General features: G+C 51.1%; 20 protein-coding genes. 9 read left to right on the forward strand and 11 right to left on the reverse strand.

Annotated features, from left to right (window positions below; all coding sequences use genetic code 11):
- Nucleotide 1 precedes the first annotated feature (1 nt).
- Both BUB55_RS03630 and BUB55_RS03635 read left to right on the forward strand, forming a co-directional pair.
- Nucleotides 2–613, forward strand: coding sequence for a hypothetical protein (locus BUB55_RS03630; protein ID WP_143152885.1), 612 nt, complete (start codon nucleotides 2–4; stop codon nucleotides 611–613).
- Between the two features lie 14 nt (nucleotides 614–627).
- Nucleotides 628–1,257: a nicotinate-nicotinamide nucleotide adenylyltransferase gene (locus BUB55_RS03635; protein WP_073188309.1), complete on the forward strand. Its 630-nt coding sequence runs from the start codon at nucleotides 628–630 to the stop codon at nucleotides 1,255–1,257.
- 325 nt (nucleotides 1,258–1,582) lie between these two features.
- Here the strand turns inward: BUB55_RS03635 and alr are convergent, their stop codons facing one another.
- Nucleotides 1,583–2,806: an alanine racemase gene (alr, locus tag BUB55_RS03640; protein WP_073188311.1), complete on the reverse strand. Its 1,224-nt coding sequence runs from the start codon at nucleotides 2,804–2,806 to the stop codon at nucleotides 1,583–1,585.
- A gap of 564 nt (nucleotides 2,807–3,370) precedes the next feature.
- On the opposite strand from alr, the gene BUB55_RS03645 reads away from it, so the two are divergent.
- The 3 genes from BUB55_RS03645 to BUB55_RS03655 all read left to right on the forward strand — a co-directional run bounded on the left by BUB55_RS03645 (nucleotide 3,371) and on the right by BUB55_RS03655 (nucleotide 7,988).
- Nucleotides 3,371–4,306 (forward strand): AgmX/PglI C-terminal domain-containing protein, encoded by a 936-nt coding sequence (locus tag BUB55_RS03645; RefSeq protein WP_073188313.1) that lies wholly within the window; start codon nucleotides 3,371–3,373, stop codon nucleotides 4,304–4,306.
- 115 nt (nucleotides 4,307–4,421) lie between these two features.
- On the forward strand, nucleotides 4,422–5,540 hold the full coding sequence (locus BUB55_RS03650; RefSeq protein WP_073188315.1) for an aminopeptidase: 1,119 nt from the start codon (nucleotides 4,422–4,424) through the stop codon (nucleotides 5,538–5,540).
- A 132-nt stretch (nucleotides 5,541–5,672) separates the two neighbouring features.
- A complete protein-coding gene (locus BUB55_RS03655) occupies nucleotides 5,673–7,988 on the forward strand; it encodes a DUF4859 domain-containing protein (protein ID WP_073188317.1) in 2,316 nt (771 codons plus the stop codon).
- Between the two features lie 118 nt (nucleotides 7,989–8,106).
- On the opposite strand, the gene BUB55_RS03660 is transcribed toward BUB55_RS03655, so the two are convergent.
- From BUB55_RS03660 to BUB55_RS03670, 3 genes are read right to left on the reverse strand one after another with little or no spacing between them, the layout of a single operon-like run.
- Nucleotides 8,107–9,129 carry an aspartate-semialdehyde dehydrogenase gene (locus tag BUB55_RS03660; RefSeq protein WP_073188319.1) on the reverse strand — a complete coding sequence of 341 codons (1,023 nt, stop codon included), beginning with the start codon at nucleotides 9,127–9,129 and terminating at the stop codon, nucleotides 8,107–8,109.
- Nucleotides 9,130–9,146: 17 nt separating this feature from the next.
- Nucleotides 9,147–10,088 carry a hypothetical protein gene (locus tag BUB55_RS03665; RefSeq protein WP_143152886.1) on the reverse strand — a complete coding sequence of 314 codons (942 nt, stop codon included), beginning with the start codon at nucleotides 10,086–10,088 and terminating at the stop codon, nucleotides 9,147–9,149.
- A gap of 33 nt (nucleotides 10,089–10,121) precedes the next feature.
- The gene (locus tag BUB55_RS03670) at nucleotides 10,122–10,601 is read right to left on the reverse strand and encodes a single-stranded DNA-binding protein (protein ID WP_073188322.1); all 480 of its coding nucleotides are present in this window, start codon (nucleotides 10,599–10,601) and stop codon (nucleotides 10,122–10,124) included.
- A 106-nt stretch (nucleotides 10,602–10,707) separates the two neighbouring features.
- Between BUB55_RS03670 and BUB55_RS03675 the strand changes: the two genes are divergently transcribed.
- Genes BUB55_RS03675 through BUB55_RS03685 form a run of 3 tightly spaced genes read left to right on the forward strand, consistent with a single transcriptional unit; the run spans nucleotide 10,708 to nucleotide 13,089 of the window.
- On the forward strand, nucleotides 10,708–11,805 hold the full coding sequence (locus tag BUB55_RS03675; RefSeq protein ID WP_073188323.1) for an exo-beta-N-acetylmuramidase NamZ family protein: 1,098 nt from the start codon (nucleotides 10,708–10,710) through the stop codon (nucleotides 11,803–11,805).
- Between the two features lie 20 nt (nucleotides 11,806–11,825).
- Nucleotides 11,826–12,425: a superoxide dismutase gene (locus tag BUB55_RS03680; protein ID WP_073188325.1), complete on the forward strand. Its 600-nt coding sequence runs from the start codon at nucleotides 11,826–11,828 to the stop codon at nucleotides 12,423–12,425.
- Nucleotides 12,426–12,456: 31 nt separating this feature from the next.
- Complete coding sequence (locus BUB55_RS03685; protein ID WP_073188443.1) at nucleotides 12,457–13,089, forward strand: PH domain-containing protein; 633 nt, start codon at nucleotides 12,457–12,459, stop codon at nucleotides 13,087–13,089.
- Here the strand turns inward: BUB55_RS03685 and BUB55_RS03690 are convergent.
- The 7 genes from BUB55_RS03690 to leuC form a co-directional block, all read right to left on the reverse strand.
- Complete coding sequence (locus tag BUB55_RS03690; RefSeq protein WP_083596856.1) at nucleotides 13,086–13,526, reverse strand: L,D-transpeptidase family protein; 441 nt, start codon at nucleotides 13,524–13,526, stop codon at nucleotides 13,086–13,088. The two genes, BUB55_RS03685 and BUB55_RS03690, sit on opposite strands and share 4 nt — an antisense overlap.
- Nucleotides 13,527–13,679: 153 nt before the next feature.
- Nucleotides 13,680–14,267 (reverse strand): mobile mystery protein B, encoded by a 588-nt coding sequence (locus tag BUB55_RS03695; protein WP_073188444.1) that lies wholly within the window; start codon nucleotides 14,265–14,267, stop codon nucleotides 13,680–13,682.
- Nucleotides 14,268–14,327: 60 nt separating this feature from the next.
- The gene (locus tag BUB55_RS03700; protein WP_073188328.1) at nucleotides 14,328–14,771 is read right to left on the reverse strand and encodes a mobile mystery protein A; all 444 of its coding nucleotides are present in this window, start codon (nucleotides 14,769–14,771) and stop codon (nucleotides 14,328–14,330) included.
- Between the two features lie 313 nt (nucleotides 14,772–15,084).
- Nucleotides 15,085–16,323 (reverse strand): hypothetical protein, encoded by a 1,239-nt coding sequence (locus BUB55_RS13925; RefSeq protein WP_143152887.1) that lies wholly within the window; start codon nucleotides 16,321–16,323, stop codon nucleotides 15,085–15,087.
- 219 nt (nucleotides 16,324–16,542) lie between these two features.
- Nucleotides 16,543–17,796 (reverse strand): hypothetical protein, encoded by a 1,254-nt coding sequence (locus tag BUB55_RS03710; protein WP_073188332.1) that lies wholly within the window; start codon nucleotides 17,794–17,796, stop codon nucleotides 16,543–16,545.
- 303 nt (nucleotides 17,797–18,099) lie between these two features.
- On the reverse strand, nucleotides 18,100–18,702 hold the full coding sequence (locus BUB55_RS03715) for a 3-isopropylmalate dehydratase small subunit (protein ID WP_072810665.1): 603 nt from the start codon (nucleotides 18,700–18,702) through the stop codon (nucleotides 18,100–18,102).
- A gap of 18 nt (nucleotides 18,703–18,720) precedes the next feature.
- The gene (gene leuC, locus BUB55_RS03720) at nucleotides 18,721–20,130 is read right to left on the reverse strand and encodes a 3-isopropylmalate dehydratase large subunit (RefSeq protein WP_073188334.1); all 1,410 of its coding nucleotides are present in this window, start codon (nucleotides 20,128–20,130) and stop codon (nucleotides 18,721–18,723) included.
- Between the two features lie 177 nt (nucleotides 20,131–20,307).
- Between leuC and BUB55_RS03725 the strand changes: the two genes are divergently transcribed.
- Nucleotides 20,308–22,608: a glycoside hydrolase family 5 protein gene (locus tag BUB55_RS03725; protein ID WP_083596857.1), complete on the forward strand. Its 2,301-nt coding sequence runs from the start codon at nucleotides 20,308–20,310 to the stop codon at nucleotides 22,606–22,608.
- Nucleotides 22,609–22,682 lie beyond the last annotated feature (74 nt).

The raw sequence follows: 22,682 nt of genomic DNA on the forward strand, positions 1-22,682 counted from the left end.
TATGAAACGCTTAAGTATTTTAAAGGTCCTGATGGTTGCCCTGGCTTTTTGCCTGGGGAGTTCCTTTGCGCAGGCCCCGGCGGACGCTACTTCTGCTGCGGCCGCCCCGGCGGATCCGGCTGCGGGCTCCATGAGCTTTTTGACGCCGTTCTTTTTGGGCGGTGCGCTGGGCTTTGGCTCGGGTACGGGCGTCGGCACGGAACGCGGGCTTGGCCTGCGCCAAATTGAACCGATGGTTGGCCTGTGGTATCCTGGGCTTGGATTTTTGCGCGTGGGCTACGGCTTTTTTGACTTTGAAGAAGACGCCGAGAAAGGGGAAGATTACAAGGTGGAACACTCCGATTTTGACGTGGAAGTGGGGCTACACTTGCTTGGGCTCTTTTACGTGGTGGGCAACTACTCCCGTGCCCGTGACCTGAGCGATATGGGCGACGTCTCGTGGAACGAATGGGGTGTGGGCTTTGGTTCCATCATCAACATTTTTGCAAAGACCATGCTCTTTGCCGATGTCTCGTACCGCTGGGTGCTGGAGCATTACGATCCGTTCCTCGACAAGGATGTTTCGGGAAGCCGCATCCAGCTTAACCTGGGCTTTGCCGCTATGATCTTTTAGTCGGGGCCCCTGCGATGAAGAAAGTGGCGATTATGGGCGGCGCTTTTGACCCGGTGCATAAAGATCACGTGGCCGCCGCCAAGATGAGCCTGGACTGCGGACTGTGCGAAGAAGTGTGGTTTATGCCCAGCCCCGACCGCTGGGACAAGACTTTGAATGCAAGCCCCGAGGACCGCTTTGCCATGCTCGAGCTTGCGTTTTCGGGAGACAAGCGCATGGTGCTCTCGGATTTGGAAATCGAACAGGGCGAGTATCGCGGCTCTTACGTGTTCCTCATGGGGCTCAAGGAAAAATTCCCCGACATCCATTTTTTGCTTTTGACCGGCGCTGATTCGTATGAGGGGATCCCGCATTGGCGCGACCCCATGACTTTTTTTGGAACAAACTATAACGGACATTTGTTGTTGCGCGACATTGAACTGATTGTGTTTGCGCGCAAGGGCTACCCCAAGCCCGATTTGGAACAACATAAGGCGAACGGCTATGCGCCGCTGCATTGGCTGGGCAAGGAACAGGGTTTTGTGGGGAAGTATTCCAGTACCGAAATCCGCAAGGTGCTGCCCTACAACCGCACGCAATGCCCCGAAGGCCTGGAACCGACGGTTTTCCAGTACATTTTAGATCACGACTTGTATCGCGAATAAGCGGAGGTCTTGAAACCTCACGTACAGAGCGTGCGGTCTGTGTGAGCCGAAGTCACTGATATTAATCAGTGACGAAGGCGAGAGCACGCGAATAAGCGGAGGTCTTGAAACCTCACGTACAGAGCGTGCGGTCTGTGTGAGCCGAAGTCACTGATATTAATCAGTGACGAAGGCGAGAGCACGCGAAAAAACGCAGGTCTTGAAACCTCACGAACAGAGCGTGCGGTCTGTGTGAGCCGAAGTCACTGATATTAATCAGTGACGAAGGCGAGAGCACGCGAAAAAACGCAGGTCTTGAAACCTCACGTACAGAGCGTGCGGTCTTTTACCTTAAGGGGTATTCGCGGTAGTCCTGCACGCCGAATTCCTGCTTGAGGTAATCCCATCGCACCAGACGATTCTTCCAGAAATACTTGCGGTACAGGCGGCGAGCTACGCGGCTTGTGAGTTCGTACGGGATGGTATGGTGGTCGTCGGCGACCGATTCCATTGAAATGCGGAAGTCAAGCTCGCCGTTCACGACGTCGACTGTCTCGCCGACTTGCACGTCGGGAATATGGCTCACGTCGACCATCGTCGCGTCCATGCAGACGCGCCCGAGAATCGGGCAAATCTGGTTACGGATCATCACGAAACCCTTGTTGTATTCGCCGCGCAGGTAACCGTCGCCGTAACCGATGGCGATGGTCGCGATGCGCGTGGTCTGCTGCGCCATCCAGTAACCGCCGTAGCTCACGGTCTCGCCGGGCTTTACATCGTGGATGTGGCGGATGGTGGACTTGATCTTCATGACGGGCTTGATGGGCCACGGGGAGGGCGCTGCGCCCATGCAGTTGTAGCCGTAAAGAGCAAGGCCCGGACGCACCATGTCGAAGTGGCTCTCGGGGTGCGTGAGCGTCCCTGCTGAGCTGCTGCAGTGGCATATGGGTGGACGGAGGCCTTCTGCCTTGAGTACGTCGACCAGGCGGCTAAAGCGCTGTATCTGGATCTCAGTCTTGGGGTTCCCGGGCATGTCGGCAGTGGCGAGGTGCGTGAACATGCCCTCGAAATGCAGGTTCTTTAAACTCAATGCCGCGCGGATGTTGTTGAAGTCCTCGGCGTCGAAGCCGTAACGGTTCATGCCGGAGTCAATTTTTAAGTGCGCCTTGCAGGTGGTTCCCGTTTCGCCGAGGAACTGGTCGAACGCCACGGCGGTGCGAAGGTCGGTAATGGCTGCCGTGAGCTGGAACTCCACGAAGTAGGCGAAGTCGGCGGGGGTGCAGGGGCCGAGCACCAGGATGGGCAGGTCCATGCCGTACTGCCGCAGCAGCATGCCCTCGCTGATGTGGGCGACGCCCAGGTAGTCGGCACCGCCTGCGCGGGCGGCAAAGGAGCAAGCGAGGCTTCCGTGACCGTAGGAGTCCGCCTTTACCGGGAGCAGGATCTTGGTGGTCGAGGGAATTTGGCTTCTAATGAATTTGATGTTGTTGCATAGGGCGTCAAGATTGATTTCAATCCAGTTCGGGCGCGCGATCTTGTTTAAGTCGGGAGGGGTCTGTAAAAGCTTCATAATGCCGAAAATATAAATAAGCTTTTGAGTGTTTGGTTATGGGCTTTGTCAAAAAGGCTCCGTTAAAGGCGCCCTGGGCCCGCAAGAGGAGGATACTTCTAATTTGGAATGATTTTTTGTAAAGTCAGGTAGTTTAAAAACGGGGGATTTTTTGAACGCGAACCCAATAAATACAAGGCTTTGGTCAATAAGTTATTTTGTACGTAAAATTTACATAGCGGATGATGAATTTTTGTTTACCGATGCGCATGAATCCAAACGGAATCTTCTTTATATTTTAAAACCGATGGGAGATAATTCCGCTCTATGACTTAACCAAGGAGTGAATTATGAAAAAATCTGTTTGGTGTACATTGCTGAGCGTCTAATGCCACGACGTCTCGGTTGATTCCTTTAGACATGTAAAAAACTTGTTGTAGGCTTGCCGCGTAAGCCTCGTTCTTCGCTGTATTCTAGCATGCGTCGAAAAGTTCCTCTATGGAACTGTTGTTCCCCTATTACCCAAAAACAAAATACATACAAACTAAACCATAAACAGTCCCTTGCGGGATGGAGGATAAAATCATGAAACAGACACAAAAAAACATGGACGCGTTTATCGCCTCGCTTTTGCCGGATTCCGACAAGAAGATGGGTGCCATTGCGGGCGTAGCCTTGCTTGTGGCGCTAATGCTCTGCTTTTGGGCTGCGGCATACGAGGTCGTGATAGACGATGTCATTTTTGAACATTCGTCAAACGACGAAATGAAGGCTACGTTGAACGTCATTGAACGAAAGGAGAAAAAAGTCGAAAAGGAGAAGAAGAAAATCGTGGATCCGTACCCCAGCAAAAAGGCGGGTGGCGGCGGAAAGCAAAAGGGCCAGGGCAAAAAACATGCCGAATTGAACAAGAGCGTGCTCAAGATGCTGACCGCCCAAACGCACAATGCAAGCGCGATGACCTATGACCTCGTCAAGCAGACGTTCGCCAAGGATATCGAGAAGGTGCTCAAGAACACCAGCGGTTTGCAGACCACGGGCAAAACCAAGATTGGCGAGCTGCGCGGGAAGGTGGAGGGTGGCTTTAACGAAGGTTACGCTGCCGGCGGAAGCGGGGGCATTGGCGGTTTCTTTGATGACTTGAGAGGGCCGGGCGCTCCGGGAACGAGCAAGGCGTTGAAGGGCCGCATGAAAGCTCCATCCGAAAGGGATATCGACGTGGGGTCGGCAAGCGCGGGACGTTCCGCGGCCGACATCATGAAGGTGGTTCGCAATCGGACTCCTGGGCTGCGGCATGTGTACAACATGTTCCTCAAAAAGAAACGCGGATTCCAGGGGAAGGTAACGCTCCGGTTTAGCATTGCCCCAGGCGGCGAGATTGTGAGCATCGCCATAGTCTCTTCAACGACGGATTATGCGGAATTTGACGAGGCCGTGAAGCATGCCGTGAGCCGCTGGAGATTCAACAAGGTGAAGTCGGGCAATACCGTGGTGACGATCCCCTTCACGTTCACGGAATGATTCTGTGGGCTGAATAATATCCTTTGTCGAGAAAATTCCTGCGTCATGGCGAATTTTTTGCCATGGCGCTTTTAAAATGTTATTATTGCTTTGAACAAAATTAAAGAAGGCTAAAATGAAAGACATCCGTGTTACGCAACTTGCAGAAAATTTGATTAACAACGCCATCGCCTTGAAGGCGGGCGAGAATATTTTGATCGAGACGACCGACACTCCCGACGAAATCTCCACGGAGCTCGTAAAGGCGGTGGTGAAAGCGGGCGGGAACGCTTTTGTACGCAATTCGAACAGTCGCGTACGCCGCGAATGGATAAAGTCCGCCACAAAGCAGGCGCTGGAACTCCGCGCGAAGCTCGACCTCGACGAAATGAAGCAGATGCAGGCCTATATCGCTATCCGCGGTGCCGATAACGCTATGGAAAACTGCGACATCGATGACGAAAAGATGTTTTTGTTCCGCACGCTCAATGAGGACGTGCTCAACTACCGCGTGAACGAAACGCGCTGGTGCGTACTCCGCTGGCCGAACCCCTCCATGGCGCAGGGCGCGAAGATGAGCACCGAGGCGTTCGAGGACTTCTACTTCAAGGCATGCCTTGCCGATTACCCCAAGATGAACAAGGCGGCGAGCCACCTGGTGGATTTGATGAACAGGACCGACAAGGTGCGCTTGGTGGCTGCCGATACCGACCTTACCTTTAGCATCAAGGGCATCCCCGCGGTGCCGTGCTGCGGCAACATGAACATCCCCGACGGCGAAGTCTATACCGCCCCGGTGCGTAATAGCGTGAACGGCGTCATCCATTACAACACCCCGACGCTTTATGAGGGCAAGTTCTTCAGCAACTTACGCCTGACCTTCAAGGACGGCAAGATTGTGGATGCTAGTTGCGAAACCGGCGACCCGAAGGCGCTTGAAGCTTTGTTCAATACCGACGAGGGCGCACGCTACGTGGGCGAGTTCGCTATCGGCTTCAACCCATATGTGGACGCTCCCATGTGCGACATTCTTTTTGACGAAAAAATCAAGGGGAGTATCCACTTTACGCCGGGCCGCTGCTACGAGGACGCCCCCAACGGCAACGCGAGCGCCATCCACTGGGACTTGGTGCTCATCATGCGCCCGGAATACGGCGGCGGCGAAATCTGGTTCGACGACAAGCTCATCCGCAAGGACGGCCTGTTCGTTGTGGACGAACTCAAGTGTCTGAACCCCGACCAGCTGGGGAAATAAAGCGGAACCTTAAACGCCTTTTACACGGAATCATACTGGTTCCGTGTTTTTTTTTATTGCATTTTTTCTTTTCGAATAATATCTTTATTTTAGAAATCATTTTGGTGTTGGTTTCTAAAAATGGAGTGTGGTATGTTTGGGAAAAAGGGCGTAGTGACGACCCTCTTATTGGGGCTACTTTCCGCAAATGCTTTTGCTGACATTTATGGCTATGTTAAGTTGCCGCAGGGAGATGCAATGTCCGGAGTCTCGGTGGCGCTTAAGTCTTCTGGAAAAACAGCTGTGACCGATGCAAATGGGTATTACCAGATTTCGACGGAGGGAACAACAATTGTTTCTGCCCCCGTTGCTTTGAATACTGCCCGTTTTGAATCTGGAAACCTCCTGTTTTCGTTGAACGAAAGTGCTTCCGTTCGTATAGCCGCATACAATGTCCTTGGTAAGACTGTGTTTAACGCACCGGTACGGCAGATGTCTGCTGGCGAACATGATATTGCGCTATTTGATGAAAAAACTCCGAAGGGTGTTTACCTTGTCAAGGTGAAGGCAAATAACCTTGAAATGACTTATAGGGTGAATTTCTCTTCAAACGGAAGCGCTTCGATTGTTTCTGAAAAACGTTCTCTGCGTAAAGTCCTGGCTGTCGCCGATTCCTTGACGTTTAGTTATAATGGCTCCTCTGTTCAAGGCTCTGTTCCCGTATATAACGATGAAGGCAAAATTGCCGATGTTGTGTTGACTCATAAGAATGTTATGGGAAAAATCCCGACGGATGCATCGAGTGGGTATTCCGTAAAAGTCTCGATGTTGGGGAGCTCCGGTGAAAAATTTTCGTCTTCAGCGGTCGTTGCAGCGGGGGAGTATAAGGCGGAATCTCCATGGATGGTGTACGATGCCACAAGAACTTGGGAAATCTCTGCCAACAATGTATCGCTCAAAGGGATCAAGGATGATGTTTTGTCTGTTCAACTAGACTTGAACGCCTCTGTCGATACAACGAAATTTAATTTATCTGCAACTCTTGAGGCTGATGGGTTAAATTACAGTTTTGTAACAGTTGACTTAAATCCGAGTAACATTGCCGGTGCGTTAGGAATTTCTGAGTCTGCTCTTTCTTCTGTAACGTATTATGCTGTAAATCCCGATGGAACCTTTGATTCTGTGTCGACAGCAAATAATCCTGGTCATTGGTTTAATCAGTCGGGAAAGGTTGTTGAATATGGCAGTGAAGCCTATGTTTATTCTGAAGTAAACATGTCTGCAATGACAGCGAATGTCGGTCAATATCCAGGTAAGCTTGAGGCCGATAAGATCTATACAATCAGGCAGGCATTCCGCAGTGGTAATAAAATTGCGTTGGTTACAATTTCATTGAATGTGATTGTTTCTGGCAGTAGTTCTTCTTCTGGGCTGGGCCTTTCAAGCAGTTCCGTTTCCTCGACATCCTCAAGTAGCTCGGCTACATCGGCGGCATCGAGTAGCTCCTCGACTTCCGTAGTAACGACAATTACTATGGCAAGCCTTGCAACAAGTAATCCCGACCGTTACAAGTTTGTGAACTGGGAATGGGATTATCGACTTTCGCAAAACGGAATCGCTAAGGGTTCCGACGGAACTTATGACGACTACCGTATTGAATCGGCCCGCAACTGGACTTTTTATCAGATTGTCGAAAATGGAGGTTATCTCAATTTCTGCGTGCGCTGGCAAAGTCCTCAGGAATTGACTTTGGTTCGCAGGCAGCAGATTGTGCAGATGTTGAATGATGAGATAAATCTGTGGGCAAAACATCTTGTCGGATTTGAGGGCTGGCCTTATGATTCCATTCCGGTGAATGTGACTGGTTGGGCGGTACTTGACGAAAGTATCGTGAAGGACAAACAATCCGATGAGATTGTCTATGCCAATTATTCCATTGATGATCCGCAGAATGGCTATGATTACAACATAACTGATAATGCGGTTCTTAAGCAGCCGATGTGTCCCGATGCTTGTTCCCGTTCCAAGAAATTTTACGGAGAAATTTCGAATTACAATTCCTGCCCGAATTACTCCAAGACAAATGATACGCATTTTGATCAGTTTATTCAGCCTGTCGCCGCATCGACAAGCTATACGGCAACGAATTGGGGCTTTGCCTCGGGAACGGGCGAGGGACTTTGGATAAACGACAGTTACCTCATTAGTACCTTGGGATCCAGCTTGCCGCATATTGTGGTACATGAATCGGGACATAACTGGGGTCTTCCGGATTTCTACGAAAGTTGGGATTTCCCCGATGCCAATTTCTCGTCGCCGATGGCGAGTGCGAATACCGCAAATTCGAGTTACTCAGGCATAGCTCGGAGCATGGTGATGAATGCGGGGTCTTCTGCAACAGTGACTGAAGATGACGCGTGGCTTCTGCGAAAAATATGGTACGAAATAAAGTCGAATATGGGTTTCTAATTTAATTGAGCGAATGGTGTTTGGGTGAAAAAAGCCGCTCCTTCTGGAGCGGCTTTTTGAATGTTCTTCGCTAAAGCGAAAGTCGCGCATCCGCGCGACTTTTCATTGTTAACGAAAGTTACACACCCTTGACGAGGTATTCGCCAATCTGCACGGCGTTGAGGGCAGCGCCCTTGCGGATTTGGTCGCCGGTGAGCCACAGCGTGTTGCTGTTCTCGTCGGCGAGGTCCTTGCGGATTCGGCCGACGAACACGTTGTCCTTGCCGGCGCTTTCGAGCGGCATGGGGTAGACGTAGTTCTGCGGGTCGTCCTTGAGGGTCACGCCCGGGGCGTTCTTCAAAGCGTTGCGGATTTCTTCGACGGAAACCGGACGTTCCGTTTCGAACCACACGGATTCGGAGTGGGAACGCAGCGAGCTCACGCGCACGCAGGTAGCGCTCGTACGCACGTCGGAGTGCATGATCTTGCGCGTTTCGTTGAACATCTTCATTTCTTCCTTCGTGTAGTCGTTTTCCGTCATCTTGTCGATCTGCGGAATCACGTTGTACGCGAGCTGGAACGGGAACTTCGCGATGTGGGTGGTGGTGCCCGTCTCGATGATGTCCTTGTACTGCTGCTTGAGTTCTTCCATGGCGACGGCACCAGCGCCGCTGGCACTCTGGTAAGAAGAAATGTGGATCTTCTTGATCTTGGAAATCTTGTTGATCGGGTTCAGTACGACGACCATCATGATGGTCGTGCAGTTCGGGTTGGCGATGATGCCCTTGCCGCCCTTTTCGGCCTTGTAGAGCTCGATGTCTTCGGGGTTCACTTCGGGCACGACCAGCGGGACCTTCGGGTCCATGCGGAAGAAACTCGTGTTGTCGACGACCACGGCGCCGTTCTCGACGGCGATGGGGGCGAATTCCTGGGAAATCGCGGCACCGGCGGAGCTGAGCACCAGGTCGATACCCTTGAAGGAATCCTTGTTCAGGACTTCGCACTTGAGGGTTTCGCCCTTGAACTTGAATTCCTTGCCCGCACTGCGTTCCGAAGCGAGGAGCTTCAGGCTCTGCAGCGGGAAATTGCGCTCTTCGAGGATGGAGAGAATTTCTTGTCCTACGGCGCCCGTGGCGCCCATGATCGCTACATTACGAATCATTGGTGTAACCTTTAGTTTTATTCTTGTTGAGGTTGATTGTTTGAAAGGATGTTCTGGACGCCGTTACGGAATCGTTCCAGATAAATCTTGGTTTGGGCAATCTGGCTGCGAGCCTGCTTGTACTGCGTCATCTGCTCCTCGGGGTTCTCCTGGAGGGAGTAGGTGTACAGCGAGTAGGCGGCTAGGCGCAGGCTCTCGCTTGCCTGGATAAGTTCGGTGTGGACTTCACTGGACTCGTGCGGGTGGAACAGGCCGAGCGCTTTTTTGCTGATGGCAATGGCGTTGTTGTTGATGGCGAGCGCCTGGCTGCCACGCTGTTCGCGTTCCGCGTCAGTGATGTTGGGCTGAATCGGCTCGAAGTTGTCAATGGCTTCCATGATTGAGTTCATGCGGTCAACGACTTTGCTTGTCTCGTTCACATAGCGGCCAAAACGGCCCTTGGCGGCGTCGGAAAGCTGGACAGGTGCGCCGGAGGAAGCGCCTGCATTGGGCGTGTTCACGACAGTGCCGGTCCTGGCTGCCTTTTGGGGCGTTTCTTTCCACTGACCCCCGTTGCCATTCTGGAACGAGGAGATGTAATCCTGGTACTTGGCGTTTTGTGCGGCGAGTTCGGCGGGGGAGTAATCCGACACCACGAGGAGCGTCGGACGTTCCCAGTAGCAAATGCCGAGGAAAGCCGCGAGCATGAACGCCGAGAACATGCCGTTTGCGATTTTGCCGGCAATATCTTCGCTACGGACCACGTAGAGCAGTCCAAAGAAGAACATGCTGGCAAACGCCAACAGGAGTCCGCCGTCGGAATTGTAGCTAATGAAGGAGTTCCTCGCGAAGTAGAACATGCAGTCCATCACCACGACGATGAGGGAGAAGAATGCGCCAAGGATCTTTTCGTTTCGGTACTCGGCAGCGGCCGTCTGTAGAATGGTGATGAAGGTGATCCCGAGCGGGAGGACGAACATCAAAGCAATTTCAGCAATGCCGTAAGTCATAGGCTAGAACGGGAGGTCGTCGTCGCCTTCGGGCATCGGGGCGTCATAGCTGGGGGCGCCGCCTTGGGGCTGACTGAAGTTGTTGGACTGGCTGTAGCTGCTGCCCTGGTTGTAGTTGCCTGCACCCGGAGCGCCGCCCTGGCCACGGGGAGTGAGGAGCTGGAATGTGTCCATGTTCACTTCGGTGGTGTAGCGTTTTTGGCCGCTAGCTTGGTCGGTCCAGCTGCGGTTGGTGAGGGTGCCTTCGACATAGAGGCTCATGCCTTTGCGAATACCGAGCTGCTCGACGATATCGGCGATTTTGCCCCAACCCACAATGTTGTGCCAGTCGGTCTGTTCCTTTTGTTCGCCGTTGTTGTCGCGGTAGCGACGGCTGGTGGCAAGGGAGAAGGATACACGCTTGCGTCCACCATTGGGGCTCATGCGGATTTCGGGGTCCTTGCCAATATTACCAATGAGCATCACTTTATTCAGATAAGCCATAATTAATCCTATTGTTGATTTTTATGCCGTAAAAATATAAAATTGAAATGTCACAAAAGTGACAAGATCCAATCATTTTCCCCGATTTTAATTTATTTTTCAGTCCATGGTAACTTTAGCTCTTTCGCATTTTGAAAAATCCTTCCCGGCAGCCCTTAAGGGTAAGCGCCTCGGTGCGGTCCTTCACCCGGCATCCGTTTGTGCCGACCTCCATTACACCCTTGATTTGCTCAAGGAATACGACGGCAAACTCTTTAAGCTTTCGGCCCTTTTTGGCCCCCAGCATGGCATTAAGGGGCACACCCAAGACAACATGATCGAATGGGAAGGTTACACCGACCCCGAACTCGGCATCCCTGTCTATAGCCTTTACGGCGAACACCGCGAACCGACCCCTGAGATGCTCAGCCACGTGGACGTTATGCTTGTGGACCTGCAAGACGTGGGGGCTCGCTACTATACGTTTATTTGGACTCTCTACCTGGTGATGAAGGCCTGCGAAAAGCTCGGCATTCCGGTTGTGGTGGTGGACCGCCCGAACCCCATCAACTGTATCGACGAAGAAGGCCCGGTGCTGGACCTGAACTACACTAGTTTTGTGGGACTTCACAGCATCCGCACGCGCCATGCGAAGACTATTGGTGAACTTGCGGTGCAGTTCAAAGAAGAATGTTTTCCCAAGTGCGAACTCTACGTACTCGAAATGGAAGGTTACGACAAAAAGATGTGGTACGACCAGACCGGACTTCCGTGGATTCTGCCCAGCCCCAACATGCCCACCCTCGATACTGCTATCGTTTACCCCGGCATGTGCCTGTTCGAGGCCACCAACGTGAGCGAAGGCCGCGGCACTACCCGCCCCTTCGAGATTTTCGGTGCGCCGTTCATCGATGCAGTCAAGCTCTGCAAGTACATGAACGGATTGAAATTGCCCGGCGTGTACTTCCGCGAGAACTACTTCCAGCCCACGTTCCACAAGGGTGCGGGCCAGATTTGCGGCGGTGCGCAGATTCACGTGCTCGACCGCGACAAGTTCCGCAGTTTCGATATGGCGGTGAAACTGTTGCAGTACATCTTCAACGAGTACCCGAACGATTTCGCCTGGAAGCAGCCGCCCTACGAATATGAATTCAAGAAGTTGCCCATCGACATTTTGCTCGGCAACGGCACGTTTAGAAAGGAATTTATAGAGAGTAGCATTTAACCACCAAAGAAGAGGAAAATATGATTCAGCAAGCAAACGGAAAGTTTGAAATGCCCGCCCTCCCGTATGCGGCGGCGGACCTGGTCCCGGCCCTCAGCGCCGAAACTATCGAATTCCACTACGGTAAGCACCTGCAGACTTACCTCAATAATTTGAATGCGGCCCTTCCGGGCAGCGCCTTCGAAGGCAAGTCCCTCGAAGACATCGTGAGGACTGCCGAAGGCGGCGTTTTCAACAACGCGGGCCAGTTCCTGAACCACTGCATGTACTTCCTGCAGTTTGCCGCCCCGAAGGCCGGCAACGCCCCCTCGGGCAAGATTGCGGAAGCCATCGCCCGGGACTTCGGCTCCTTCGAGAAGTTCCAGGAAGAATTCCAGGCAAAGGGTGCCGGCCTCTTCGGTTCCGGTTGGGTCTGGCTCTCTGCCGATGCAAGCGGCAAGCTCGTCATCACGCAGGAAGGCAACGCCCAGAACCCGCTTACCAAGGGCCTCAAGCCGCTCCTCACCTTCGACGTGTGGGAACATGCCTACTACATCGACTACCGCAACCGCCGTCCGGACTACCTAAAGGCGCTGTGGAGCATCATCAACTGGGACGAAGTCAACAAGCGTCTGGGGTAAATTGCAGGCTCCCAAAGCGAGGACGGAATTTATGGACAACGAACTGACGCTTTTGATAGGGAAGGATGAAAAGATTCTCTATGCCGGCAAGCCCGACAAGAGGTGCTTCATTTTTGAATGCATCTTCAATCCGCTGCTCCCGTTCGCGCTTGTATGGGGACTTTTTGACATGTTCTTTATCGGGGCGGCCTTTTCTTCGGACAAGTCGAACGAGGCAGCCTTCTTTATTGTCCCCTTCATGGCACTTCACCTGATGCCGGTATGGCTTTACTTGGGCGGGGCTCTGCTCTCGTTTAGGCGGTACCGTAATACGGCTTACATCGTCACGGATAAGGGTATCTACGCTTCTGGCGGTATCTTTGCAAGGACATACAAGTCAAAACCTTTTGCGGAACTTTCGCATGTGGACTTGCATCGCGGTATTTTTGACCAGTGGTTTGGCGTGGGCGATATCATCACGACCTCGGCCCAGGCGAACCCGGCGACGCTGAACGGGCGAGGAAGGTCGACTAATGCGGGCATTTCCATCGACAGCATTGCCAATTACGCTGAAGTGTACAAGCTCGTGAAAAAGCTGCAAGAAGACATCTACACCGACGTGATGTACCCCAACGACTTGCGCCCCCAGGAAAATCACGGGTATAAGTCGAAGTATAAAGGCTAGGGCTTGATGGTTATCGGCGTGCCATCTTTGACGGCGTCGTATATTTCTTCGATTTCGTCGTTCGTGACGGCGATGCAGCCGGCGGTCCAGTCTTTCCACTTGTGCCAGAATTTAAAGAGGAATGCAGGAAATCTGTTCGGATAGCCGTGAATCATGATGTCGCCGCCGGGCTCGTAGTTGCCTTCTTTTGCGGCCTTGATTTGCTCTGCGTTCGGGTACGAAATCTTTAGCGATAAATGGAAAATGCTCTTGGGATTGTGTCTTTCGATGGTGTAGTCGCCTTCGGGTGTCTTGTTGTCGCCGGACTTGACCTTCGCACCCACGGGATTCTTGCCCAGCGAAATCCTGTACGTCTTGACGATATTCTCGCCGTTGCGCAAGTGCATTTGGCGCTTCGCCTTTTCTACGAGAATGTTGTCGATGGGTGAGGAGAGCATGGGTTGAAATGTAGTTTTTTTAGAATTCGCCGCAAAACTCAAGGCCGAGTTGGTGTAGGGTGGGGTTGCGTGCTAAAGTTCATTGCTCGTAAAGAGCGACTATAAGACCTACTTTTGAATATTTCTTTAGTTATGCGGGCTCGCAAGCAGCTTTTATGTTGTCACGAACTTAATCAGTTCTGTATAATCCCCAGAATCGGCAGCATGAAGCGCGTCAATATACTTCTTCCGTAAATCCGTAATGTCGTTCAAGCTGGTATCACCCCAGTAGAGCCGCGGCTCGCCAAGTTGCTGCATAAGCAGGTCCGCCATCAGTCGCGAAATTCTACCATTGCCGTTAGGGAACGGGTGGATTAAAACAAGCCTGTGGTGAAGCCGGACGGCTATTTCCAAGTTGGGGAATGTATGGTTCTCCATCCAGAATTTCACATCATCGAACAACGTCTTCAATTTGACGGGAATTTGGTATGGCGCGACCCCAATGTTTCTTTCCGTCGTTCGGTATTCACCGGCCCATTTCCACACTTGACCGAACATCCTTTTGTGCAATTTCATAAGGAATGTATCGTTTAGAACATCTCGTTGCTTGTGAGTTGCGAGCCACATTTCAGCATCCAAAATATTGCGCGTTTCGAACTCGTTGAGTTCGCGCCTAAGTGTTATCCACTTGGGCTTTAACCCTTCGCGTTCTTCTGGCGTAAGGGGCGTAGAATTGTCGTCTGATGTAAATATATCGGCCATACCCAAAATATAAATTATGGGCATGTCATAAAATGACAAAATGACGAATGGGGAAAATTTTTACTTATCCCAAATGCGCCTTATGTTCTTGGCTATCATCTCATCGGCCATGTCCGTCAGGATATGCGGATCATCGGCAAGTTGATTTTCCAATGCCATGTTCGTGTTGACGCTCGATAGGATTGCTTCGGCTTTTTTGTGGGCCTGTCGTTTAATCGTCTCCTGCAGGCTGCTCTTGGGGATAAAACCGTAAACGAAATCGCAGTCAAGGCCTTCCGCGATTTTTTTCATGGTCGAAATCTTGAGGTTGCTTTCGTTGAGTTCCATCTTGGCGATGCGCGGCTGAGAAAGCCCGACGCGTTCCGCAAGTTGTTTTGCGGTCATTCCGAGAGCCCGACGAACGGCGGAAATCCACCCTTGCTTGGGAGGTTGGGCGTCGCGAAGCTGGGCGAGGTTTCCCGTCTTATGGGCAAGAGCCCTGAGCAAAATCAACCTTTCGTTCATAAAATAACCTATTTATTATAATATTCTTAGATAATATAATAAATATATTATATAATTTCAATAAAATATAACTTTTTTATTGTAAATTGAAACGTGGCTGCGAAAATTCCAAAAAACAATTTGAAGTCTAGGAAGAAAACTGCTAATATATCGGCGCTTTTGATAGAATCTAAGAGGAATTCGCCAATATTTGAGCACGAGTGTGGATTTTGGGACTTGATTTTAAGAACTCGCCGCAAAGCTCAATGCCGAGATGGTGTAGGGTAGGGCTCGCGCTAAAAGCATCTGCTCATAAAGAGCTGCTATAAGGCGATTATTGTGCCAGCGTAATTAGGCAAGCCTTAAATTCGTCAATATTTTCAATTTTGTACGAGTCAACATATTCGACACCGGTTTCTTCATGCGTATCCAATTCAAAGTTGGGCGCATTTTCGGCCTTGCATGTTTCACTGGTGAGCTTAGCATCTCTAAAGTAATGCAGATGGCAAACTTTGCTGCCGGAGGCGAGGTCCAAATCAACTTCAGACTGGGAATCGGAATAATACTGGATACGGTGAGTGTTTTCACCAAGGGTGGCCGAAAATTCCTGACCGCCGATAGTGAAGGTAACGGCATACTTGCTTTGACTTGAAATAGCCACTTCGGATGGAATGGTAATTCCGCCCGATTGAAGGAAGAAATCGTAAGGATAAATGCTTATGTTTTTAGTGTCACCTTTTTTGATGTTTATAATGGATTCATAAAGGGATCGCATGGCGTAGGTATCGGTGTAGCTTTCGTCTTTATCCAAGGTTCCTTCGCTTGGCATTAAAGATTCGGGCGGGATACAGCTCCCGTCTGCTAGAGTGGTATATACAAGCTGAGAATCTGCTTCAAAAACATAATGGATTGTGTATGGTTTGGGTTTGTTATTGCAAGAAATGGAACCTGCTTCGTAGTCGCATGTTGTGAAGGCCCAGTCTCCGAGGAGGTTGTTCGTGGAACCACCCACCAAAACGGTGGCCATAGTATCGGGATCGCCTTCTTTGTTCTGAATTATAACTAGAGTATCTCCGATAAAGATGTAACTCCGTTTATGCTGCAGAACTTCGTCTATATGGGCAAATGTATAGTTGCCATTTAGATGTTGGCATTCGTCGTAGGAGTGATCTTCAAATATGGTGAATTTCTTGTTTGCGTCGTCATGGTTATACTTGTATCGAAAATTAGTGGAACAGTAGTCCTTAGCACTTGCGACTGCGCTGGAACTGCTTTCGGTACTGGGTGAAGATGGCGTTGCTGTTGATGAGGATGATCCGTTACTAGAGGAAGATTCAACGGCACTGGAGGAGGATTCTTTTGCGCTAGAATAGGGTTCGGTAGCGCTAGATTGTGTCGATTCTTCGCTGGAGATTGCATCGGAACTGCTTTCAATGTCTTCTACGCTGCTAGAAGATTCTAGTGACGAATCTGGGACGCTGGAACTGTTATCGTCTCCGCATGCTGAGATAAAGATTGCGGACAACAGCACGATACAAGAAATAATAAATGTTTTACCCGAAACAGTCTTCATATAAAGATCCTTTTATAAGACTTACAACCTTAATATACCTTTATTTATGCAGGTTCACAAGCGTTTTGTCGCTGAAAAAATCAGAAATTTAAGATAAAAGAACTGCGGTTTTGTCCATTTTTTTTGCTCACAATACAAAAAACGCCCAGGCTTTGAACTTGGACGTTTTTGAAAAGGGGTGGGGTGTGTCTCTCCCTCGTCTAGGGCACCGGCCTAAAACTAGAAATCTAGGACCCTCATTGAGAAAGGTCTTTGTGCAAAATCTTTTAGAAGAGACGATTTTGGCAATGCATTGATTTTTTTATTGAACTCGTCAGAAAAAACATACGGATAAGAACGGTATGCGATAAGAATGTGTAGGGTGTGGTTTATCCAAGGAGTTATGGTTGAATTTAATTCTTGATATATTTTGTGGTAGACTGTGGAGTCTGACACGGTGTTTTTATCTAGTAAATTGAGAAGGGAAAATTCGTAGTCAGAAATTGGCATGGCTCCATAATATTTTTCTAGTCTTAAGGCGGCATTCAAGTATGTCCGTAAAGAATCGAGTTTTCCTTCATCAAGGGCTCGGATTATGCTTGAACGGACTGGTATTTCGGCTGGTATTGAAATGGGGGATTTTATTTGGTAAGGCTTGAAATGTACATTGTGAGGGGATGTGTTGTGCAGCGAGTTATAGGGAATATGTTCTGAGTAGCTGTTTAGCACTAAATCGCCGTCAAATTTAGCATAGGGCTTCAGTAGAAAAATCCGTGCAGATGAATCCGGAGTAGATGTCTGTCCTAAGGTGACAAGACTTTTCATTTCTTCGTTAAAGAACATACCTTGATGTTCTACATATGAAAACTCATAAACGGAATCTTCTGGCGCTTTAACCCATTGTTGAGTTTCTTTATCAAAGAATTCGATGATTTTGAGTCTTCCTGCAGTATAAAATTTTCTTTTTTTGTCATTGAATAATTTTAAGATGAGTATATATCTTTCGTTTTCGGGGATTATATTTGATTCTTGGAGAAAATCATGACGTAAGTCGTAATTTTCATCGGATATAGCCACACCAGGCCAAGTCATTTCCCAATGCCTTCCGTCGTCCTTCTTTAATGAAAGTAGTTTTCCGTAAATCAGGCTTTGATGATTTGCTGGATTATCGTTTGCCCTGTCGGCATAATTTGGTGCGTATTTACTACGTGGTCGGGGAGAGGGGTTCTTTTGATAGAGTTCTCGATATTTGGAATAATACTCAATGGCTTTTTTTGTATCTTGTTTATGCATTACGCGCTCGGCGTATCCCATGTAGATATGTGGGTTGAGTGAGTCTAGAAGCCAAGCTCGGTTGAAATATGGCATGCAAAATCCATAGCCTGCCGAAAAGCCTTCTGCAATAAGTTCTTTTGCTTTTTCTTGCGCGGAGTCTACTTCTTGGGCCCAGGCGAGATCTTTTTGGTAGATGGAATCGGCTTTGATTTCTTCCATAGTTTTTTCGGGGTAACCATATAGTGGAAGTTCGTTAAGCGGAGGATAGTAACATCCGACAAACAGACATGATATGCCGAGTAGTAAAATTATGTATAAACGCATACTTATAAAATAATATAAACGCCCAGGCTTTTAACCTGGACGTTTTTGAAATGTGACTAGATCCTTCGACTACGCAACTTGCGTTGCTTCTACCCAAAGGGCATAACTCAACTAGAGAACTAAAGTTCTAAGTTTCGTTTAGCTCAGGATGACACCTCATACCTCAAAGGCACGAAGTGCCGACCTCACGCCTCATTCCTACTTCAGAAAGTTCATGTACGGCAGCTTGCTTGCAAGTTCCTGCACCTTGTCGGCGTTGGCCATGAGGGCGGAGCGTGCGTGCCAGGAGCCGTCGAGGAACTGACCGCGGGGGCCGTCAGCAAGCGTGAGCTCGATGGTTTCGTCACCCATCTTGAGCGTGCGGCTTTCGGTGCTCGTCACGAGTTCTTCGCTCGGGTGTGCTTCGATCCAAGCGAGAATCTTGTCGGCCACTTCGTGGCTCACCTTGTAGCAAGGCACGCCAATGGCCACGCAGTTACCGAAGAAGATTTCGGAGTAGCTTTCGGCGATGATGGCGCGGATGCCCCAGCGCTTGAGAGCCTGCGGAGCGTGTTCACGGCTGGAACCGCAACCGAAGTTCTGGTTCGAAACGAGAATGGAACCGTTCTTGTAGGCCGGATCGCGGAACGGGTGAACCTTGCCCTGTGCGGCGAGGCCAGCGATATCGTCGGCAAAGGCGTTGTCGCCGAGGCCTTCGAACGTGACGCACTTGAGGAAGCGTGCCGGGATGATACGGTCAGTGTCGATGTCGTTGCCGCGTACAGGAACGCCGGAACCTTTAACAATGTCGATAGAATTCATTTTTTAAATCTCCTTGCGTTACTTGATGTACTTGCGGACGTCGGTGACCTTGCCTTCGATGGCGGCGGCGGCCACCATGGCGGGGCTCATGAGGATGGTGCGGCCCGTGGGGCTGCCCTGACGGCCCTTGAAGTTACGGTTGCTGGAGCTTGCGCTCACCTGGCGACCCTTGAGCTTGTCCGGGTTCATGGCGAGGCAGAGCGAGCAGCCTGCTTCGCGCCATTCGGCACCGGCTTCCTTAAAGATCTTGTCGAGACCGAGAGCTTCGGCTTCCACCTTGATCTTCATGGAACCAGGAACGACCCACATCTTGACGGTCGGGGCGACCTTGTGGCCCTTGATGATTTCGGCGGCGGCCTGCAAGTCGCTCAAGCGGCCGTTGGTGCAGCTACCCACGAAGGCGATGTCGATCGGGCGGCCAATCATCTTGGAACCTTCTTCCCAGCCCATGTATTCGTAGGCTTCGGAGATGACCTTCTTTTCGCTGCCTTCGAATTCGCTGATCTTCGGCATGTTGCCGTTCAGCGGAATGGCCTGGGCAGGCGTAATGCCCCAGGTCACCATCGGTTCGAGGTTGTCGCAATTGATTTCAACTTCGTCGTCAAACTGGGCGTCGGCGTCGGTAGCCACAGACTTCCAGTAAGCGACGGCTTCGTCCCACTTGTCGGCCTTCGGGGCGTACGGACGGCCCTTGAGGTATTCAAAAGTCTTTTCGTCGGGGTTGCAGTAACCGACGCGGGCGCCGCCTTCGATAGCCATGTTGCAGACCGTCATACGGCCTTCCATGCCCATTTCTTCGATGACCGGACCTGCAAATTCGTAAGCGTAGCCAACGCCACCGTTCACGCCGAGCTTTGCGATGTAGGCGAGGGCCACGTCCTTGGCGGTCACACCCGGCTTCAGCTTGCCGGTGAACTTGATGCGGCGAGTCTTGAGCGGGCTCATGGCGAGCGTCTGGGTAGCGAGAACGTCTGCCACCTGGCTCGTGCCGATACCGAATGCGATTGCACCGAAGGCACCGTGCGTTGCCGTGTGGGAGTCACCGCAGGCAACAGTCATGCCCGGCTGGGTCACGCCTTCTTCCGGGCCCACGATGTGGATAACGCCCTGTTCGGCGGTAGCGGGGCCAAAGAACTTGATGCCGTTGTTCTTGGTGTTGTTTTCGATATGGGAGAACATCTCTTCGGAAATGCCGTCCTTGAGCGGGCGGTTGCGTTCCGGGAACGTGGTCGGGATAATGTGGTCGACCGTGGCGAAAGTGCGTTCCGGGAACAGCACCTTCTGGCCTTCTTCGCGGAGCTGCGCAAAAGCCTGCGGGCTCGTGACTTCGTGGCAGAGGTGGAGCCCGATAAAGAGCTGGCACTGGCCGCTCGGGAGCTTTGCTACCGTGTGGCTTTCAAAAATCTTCTGATAGAGTGATTTTCCCATAGCTTTCTCGTTTTGTTGAATATTTTTGCCGCGCGGCCTCGGGAGGGGTTTTTGCCCAGGCGGGGCTTTGCGGTGCCAAATATAGCATTTTGTTTTCTCTCGTAAACGTTTTTTGGCGCTTTCTGTTGAGTATAGTCCGTTCAATGGAGTAGTTTTAGGGTATAACAAGGATTGGTTATGCGTTTTTTTCGATACACATTGATTTCCCTGGTGGCATCCTTTGGGCTGTTGGCCTGTTCTGACGATTCCTCTTCCGAAGAAAACTCCGTTGTCGCTGCAAACGAAGGGGTCCCTGGCGGTAACGCCCCCGGCGAGGAAATCGTCCATCAGGAGAACATATCGGTGGATTCGGTAGCCCTTTCGCTTTCGGGCGTTGCCGAGGTGGGACCGTTCCTTGCGGGTGGTAGCGTTTTGGTGGTGGAACTCAATCCTGAAACATTTTCGCTGTCCGAGAACTCTTTAAAAGCTTCCATTTCTTCGAATACGGGTAGCTTTACGCTGGCGGGCCCGTTTCATTCGGCGTATGCATCAGTCACGGCGAGCGGCGCGTTCTATAATTATCAACGGCTCGATTCGACGATGACGGTGACCCTGCGTGCCCTTTCGGAAGTGAATGACCGCAAGAACCTCAACGTGAATGTGCTCACCGAACTGGAATACGATCGCGTCAAAAAGCTGATTGGAGAAGGCATGACCTTCATGGACGCCAAGCGCACTGCCGAAAAGGAGATCCGCGCCGCGTTTAACCTTTTGCCCGATACGACGCTCTTCGAAAACGCCTCCCTTTATGGCTCGGGCGCCTCGGCAGTCAATCTGCTTACAGTGACGACCATCCTTTTGGGAGAACGTTCCGAGGAGGAATTCAAGATGTACATGGCGTCGATGGCAGCCGACTTGGCCGACAACGGCAAGTGGGATGACGACAGCCTGCGTGCCATTTTGGCCGACGAGGCCTACGGCAGTTCCGTTGATTACATTGCCTTCAACATTGCCGACCGTAACAAAGTCGATGCTGTGGAGGTGTTTGGACCGACAGTCATGAACTTTTGGGCAAACGTCTATGGCATTGGGGCGTGCGACGAGTCTACGAGCGGCACAATGCTCCAGAATACAAATAAATTAAGCATTAATTACGAAAAGTATTTCAGGTGCTTGGGCGGGGAATGGCTCGTTGTTTCGCAGGCAGTCCTTTTGAGCCTTGAAAAAAGCAAGGAGTTCGGCGAGTGTACAGACGATAAAGAAAATGTGATGAAGACTGACGCGGCAAATGACACCTACATTTGCAAAAAGGGCTACTGGCGCCTTGCCACGGCATCGGAACTCGCCAACAAGGTGGTCGCCGAAGCCAAGGGCGAATGCTCCGCCGACAAGTATAGTTCGGTCGAATTCCTGGATTCCAAGTACTACATTTGCGTTTCCAATGTTTGGAAGCCGATCGAAAAAAAACCGGTGGATTACTCCAAGGGCCGTAAGATGAATGAACGCCTTGGCCGCGGCATCAACCTGGGTAACGCCTGGGAATCGAGCGGCAACGGCGCCTCGGCGGATTGCGGTTGGAACAACTGCATCGAGGACGGCTATTTTAAGATTGTGAAGGATGCGGGTTTTAATTCGGTGCGCATCCCTGTGCGCTGGAATGCCGACGCCATGAGGAGTGAACCCTATACACTTGATGCAGGCCGCCTCGCGGGAGTCAAGGCCGACGTGTCGCTCGCCATTGCGCAAGGGCTTGCCGTCATTATCAACATCCATCATTATTCCGAGATGCTGAGTGCTGCGGGCAATTACAAAAAGAACCCGGACAACTATAAAAAAGAGAAGGCCCGCATGGTGGCCATGTGGTCTCAAATCGCCAAAGAGTTCAACTCGTTCCCCGACAGCCTCCTTGTATACGAAATCTTTAACGAACCGCGCGACATGGACATTGCGCAGCTCAATGACTTTATGCTCGCCTCCTACAAGGTGATGCGCGAAAACGCCCCCGGCAAGACCATCATGTTTGAATCCAATGGCTATTCTAAGTTTGCCCAGATCAAGAACCTGGAACTGCCCGAAGACGGCAACATCATTGTGAGCGGCCACTATTACGAGCCCTACACGGTGACGCACCAAGGCCACGGCTACGACTGCAGCAATTCGCTCGGTAGCTGGGACAAGTCATCGGTCAAGGCGCACTTTAGGGAATACGTGGACTCCACGGCGGTCCATTTCCCCGACATCAACGGCGGTTACGTGCCCATGAACATGGGCGAGTTTGGAGTTTCGGGTCAGCACGGTTCCTCGTGCGGCGGTAACGGGGTCTCCGATGCCCTGCGTGCCGAGTGGACGGACGCCATCATCGCCGAAGCCGAAAAGTATCACATGTCCTGGCAGTATTGGGGCTTTGTGGGCGTGGGCGGCTTTGAAGCCTACGACAAAAACGGCGGCAAGTGGTACCCCGAACTCCTCCAAGTATTCAGCAAGTACTTGGGGAAATAACTCGTAAATAAATCAGGAATAAAGAAAACGTGGCCCCTTTCGGAGTCACGCTTTTCTCTCAAAAAAGTTCTGTT

The sequence above is a fragment of the Fibrobacter sp. UWP2 genome (assembly GCF_900141705.1).
Taxonomy (GTDB): Bacteria; Fibrobacterota; Fibrobacteria; order Fibrobacterales; family Fibrobacteraceae; genus Fibrobacter.

Bases quoted from the DNA above. Each gene is read 5' to 3' on its own strand.
- BUB55_RS03715 (WP_072810665.1), bottom strand. From the start codon at position 18,702: ATGAATTCTATCGACATTGTTAAAGGTTCCGGCGTTCCTGTACGCGGC.
- BUB55_RS03690 (WP_083596856.1), bottom strand. From the start codon at position 13,526: ATGCTCTCCTCACCCATCGACAACATTCTCGTAGAAAAGGCGAAGCGC.
- BUB55_RS03685 (WP_073188443.1), top strand. From the start codon at position 12,457: ATGGACAACGAACTGACGCTTTTGATAGGGAAGGATGAAAAGATTCTC.
- BUB55_RS03675 (WP_073188323.1), top strand. From the start codon at position 10,708: ATGGTAACTTTAGCTCTTTCGCATTTTGAAAAATCCTTCCCGGCAGCC.
- BUB55_RS03710 (WP_073188332.1), bottom strand. From the start codon at position 17,796: ATGGAAGAAATCAAAGCCGATTCCATCTACCAAAAAGATCTCGCCTGG.
- BUB55_RS03670 (WP_073188322.1), bottom strand. From the start codon at position 10,601: ATGGCTTATCTGAATAAAGTGATGCTCATTGGTAATATTGGCAAGGAC.
- BUB55_RS03635 (WP_073188309.1), top strand. From the start codon at position 628: ATGAAGAAAGTGGCGATTATGGGCGGCGCTTTTGACCCGGTGCATAAA.
- BUB55_RS03725 (WP_083596857.1), top strand. From the start codon at position 20,308: ATGCGTTTTTTTCGATACACATTGATTTCCCTGGTGGCATCCTTTGGG.
- leuC (WP_073188334.1), bottom strand. From the start codon at position 20,130: ATGGGAAAATCACTCTATCAGAAGATTTTTGAAAGCCACACGGTAGCA.
- BUB55_RS03650 (WP_073188315.1), top strand. From the start codon at position 4,422: ATGAAAGACATCCGTGTTACGCAACTTGCAGAAAATTTGATTAACAAC.
- BUB55_RS03700 (WP_073188328.1), bottom strand. From the start codon at position 14,771: ATGAACGAAAGGTTGATTTTGCTCAGGGCTCTTGCCCATAAGACGGGA.
- BUB55_RS03655 (WP_073188317.1), top strand. From the start codon at position 5,673: ATGTTTGGGAAAAAGGGCGTAGTGACGACCCTCTTATTGGGGCTACTT.
- BUB55_RS03630 (WP_143152885.1), top strand. From the start codon at position 2: ATGAAACGCTTAAGTATTTTAAAGGTCCTGATGGTTGCCCTGGCTTTT.
- BUB55_RS03660 (WP_073188319.1), bottom strand. From the start codon at position 9,129: ATGATTCGTAATGTAGCGATCATGGGCGCCACGGGCGCCGTAGGACAA.
- BUB55_RS03645 (WP_073188313.1), top strand. From the start codon at position 3,371: ATGAAACAGACACAAAAAAACATGGACGCGTTTATCGCCTCGCTTTTG.
- alr (WP_073188311.1), bottom strand. From the start codon at position 2,806: ATGAAGCTTTTACAGACCCCTCCCGACTTAAACAAGATCGCGCGCCCG.
- BUB55_RS13925 (WP_143152887.1), bottom strand. From the start codon at position 16,323: ATGAAGACTGTTTCGGGTAAAACATTTATTATTTCTTGTATCGTGCTG.
- BUB55_RS03695 (WP_073188444.1), bottom strand. From the start codon at position 14,267: ATGGCCGATATATTTACATCAGACGACAATTCTACGCCCCTTACGCCA.
- BUB55_RS03665 (WP_143152886.1), bottom strand. From the start codon at position 10,088: ATGTTCGTCCTCCCGCTCGGGATCACCTTCATCACCATTCTACAGACG.
- BUB55_RS03680 (WP_073188325.1), top strand. From the start codon at position 11,826: ATGATTCAGCAAGCAAACGGAAAGTTTGAAATGCCCGCCCTCCCGTAT.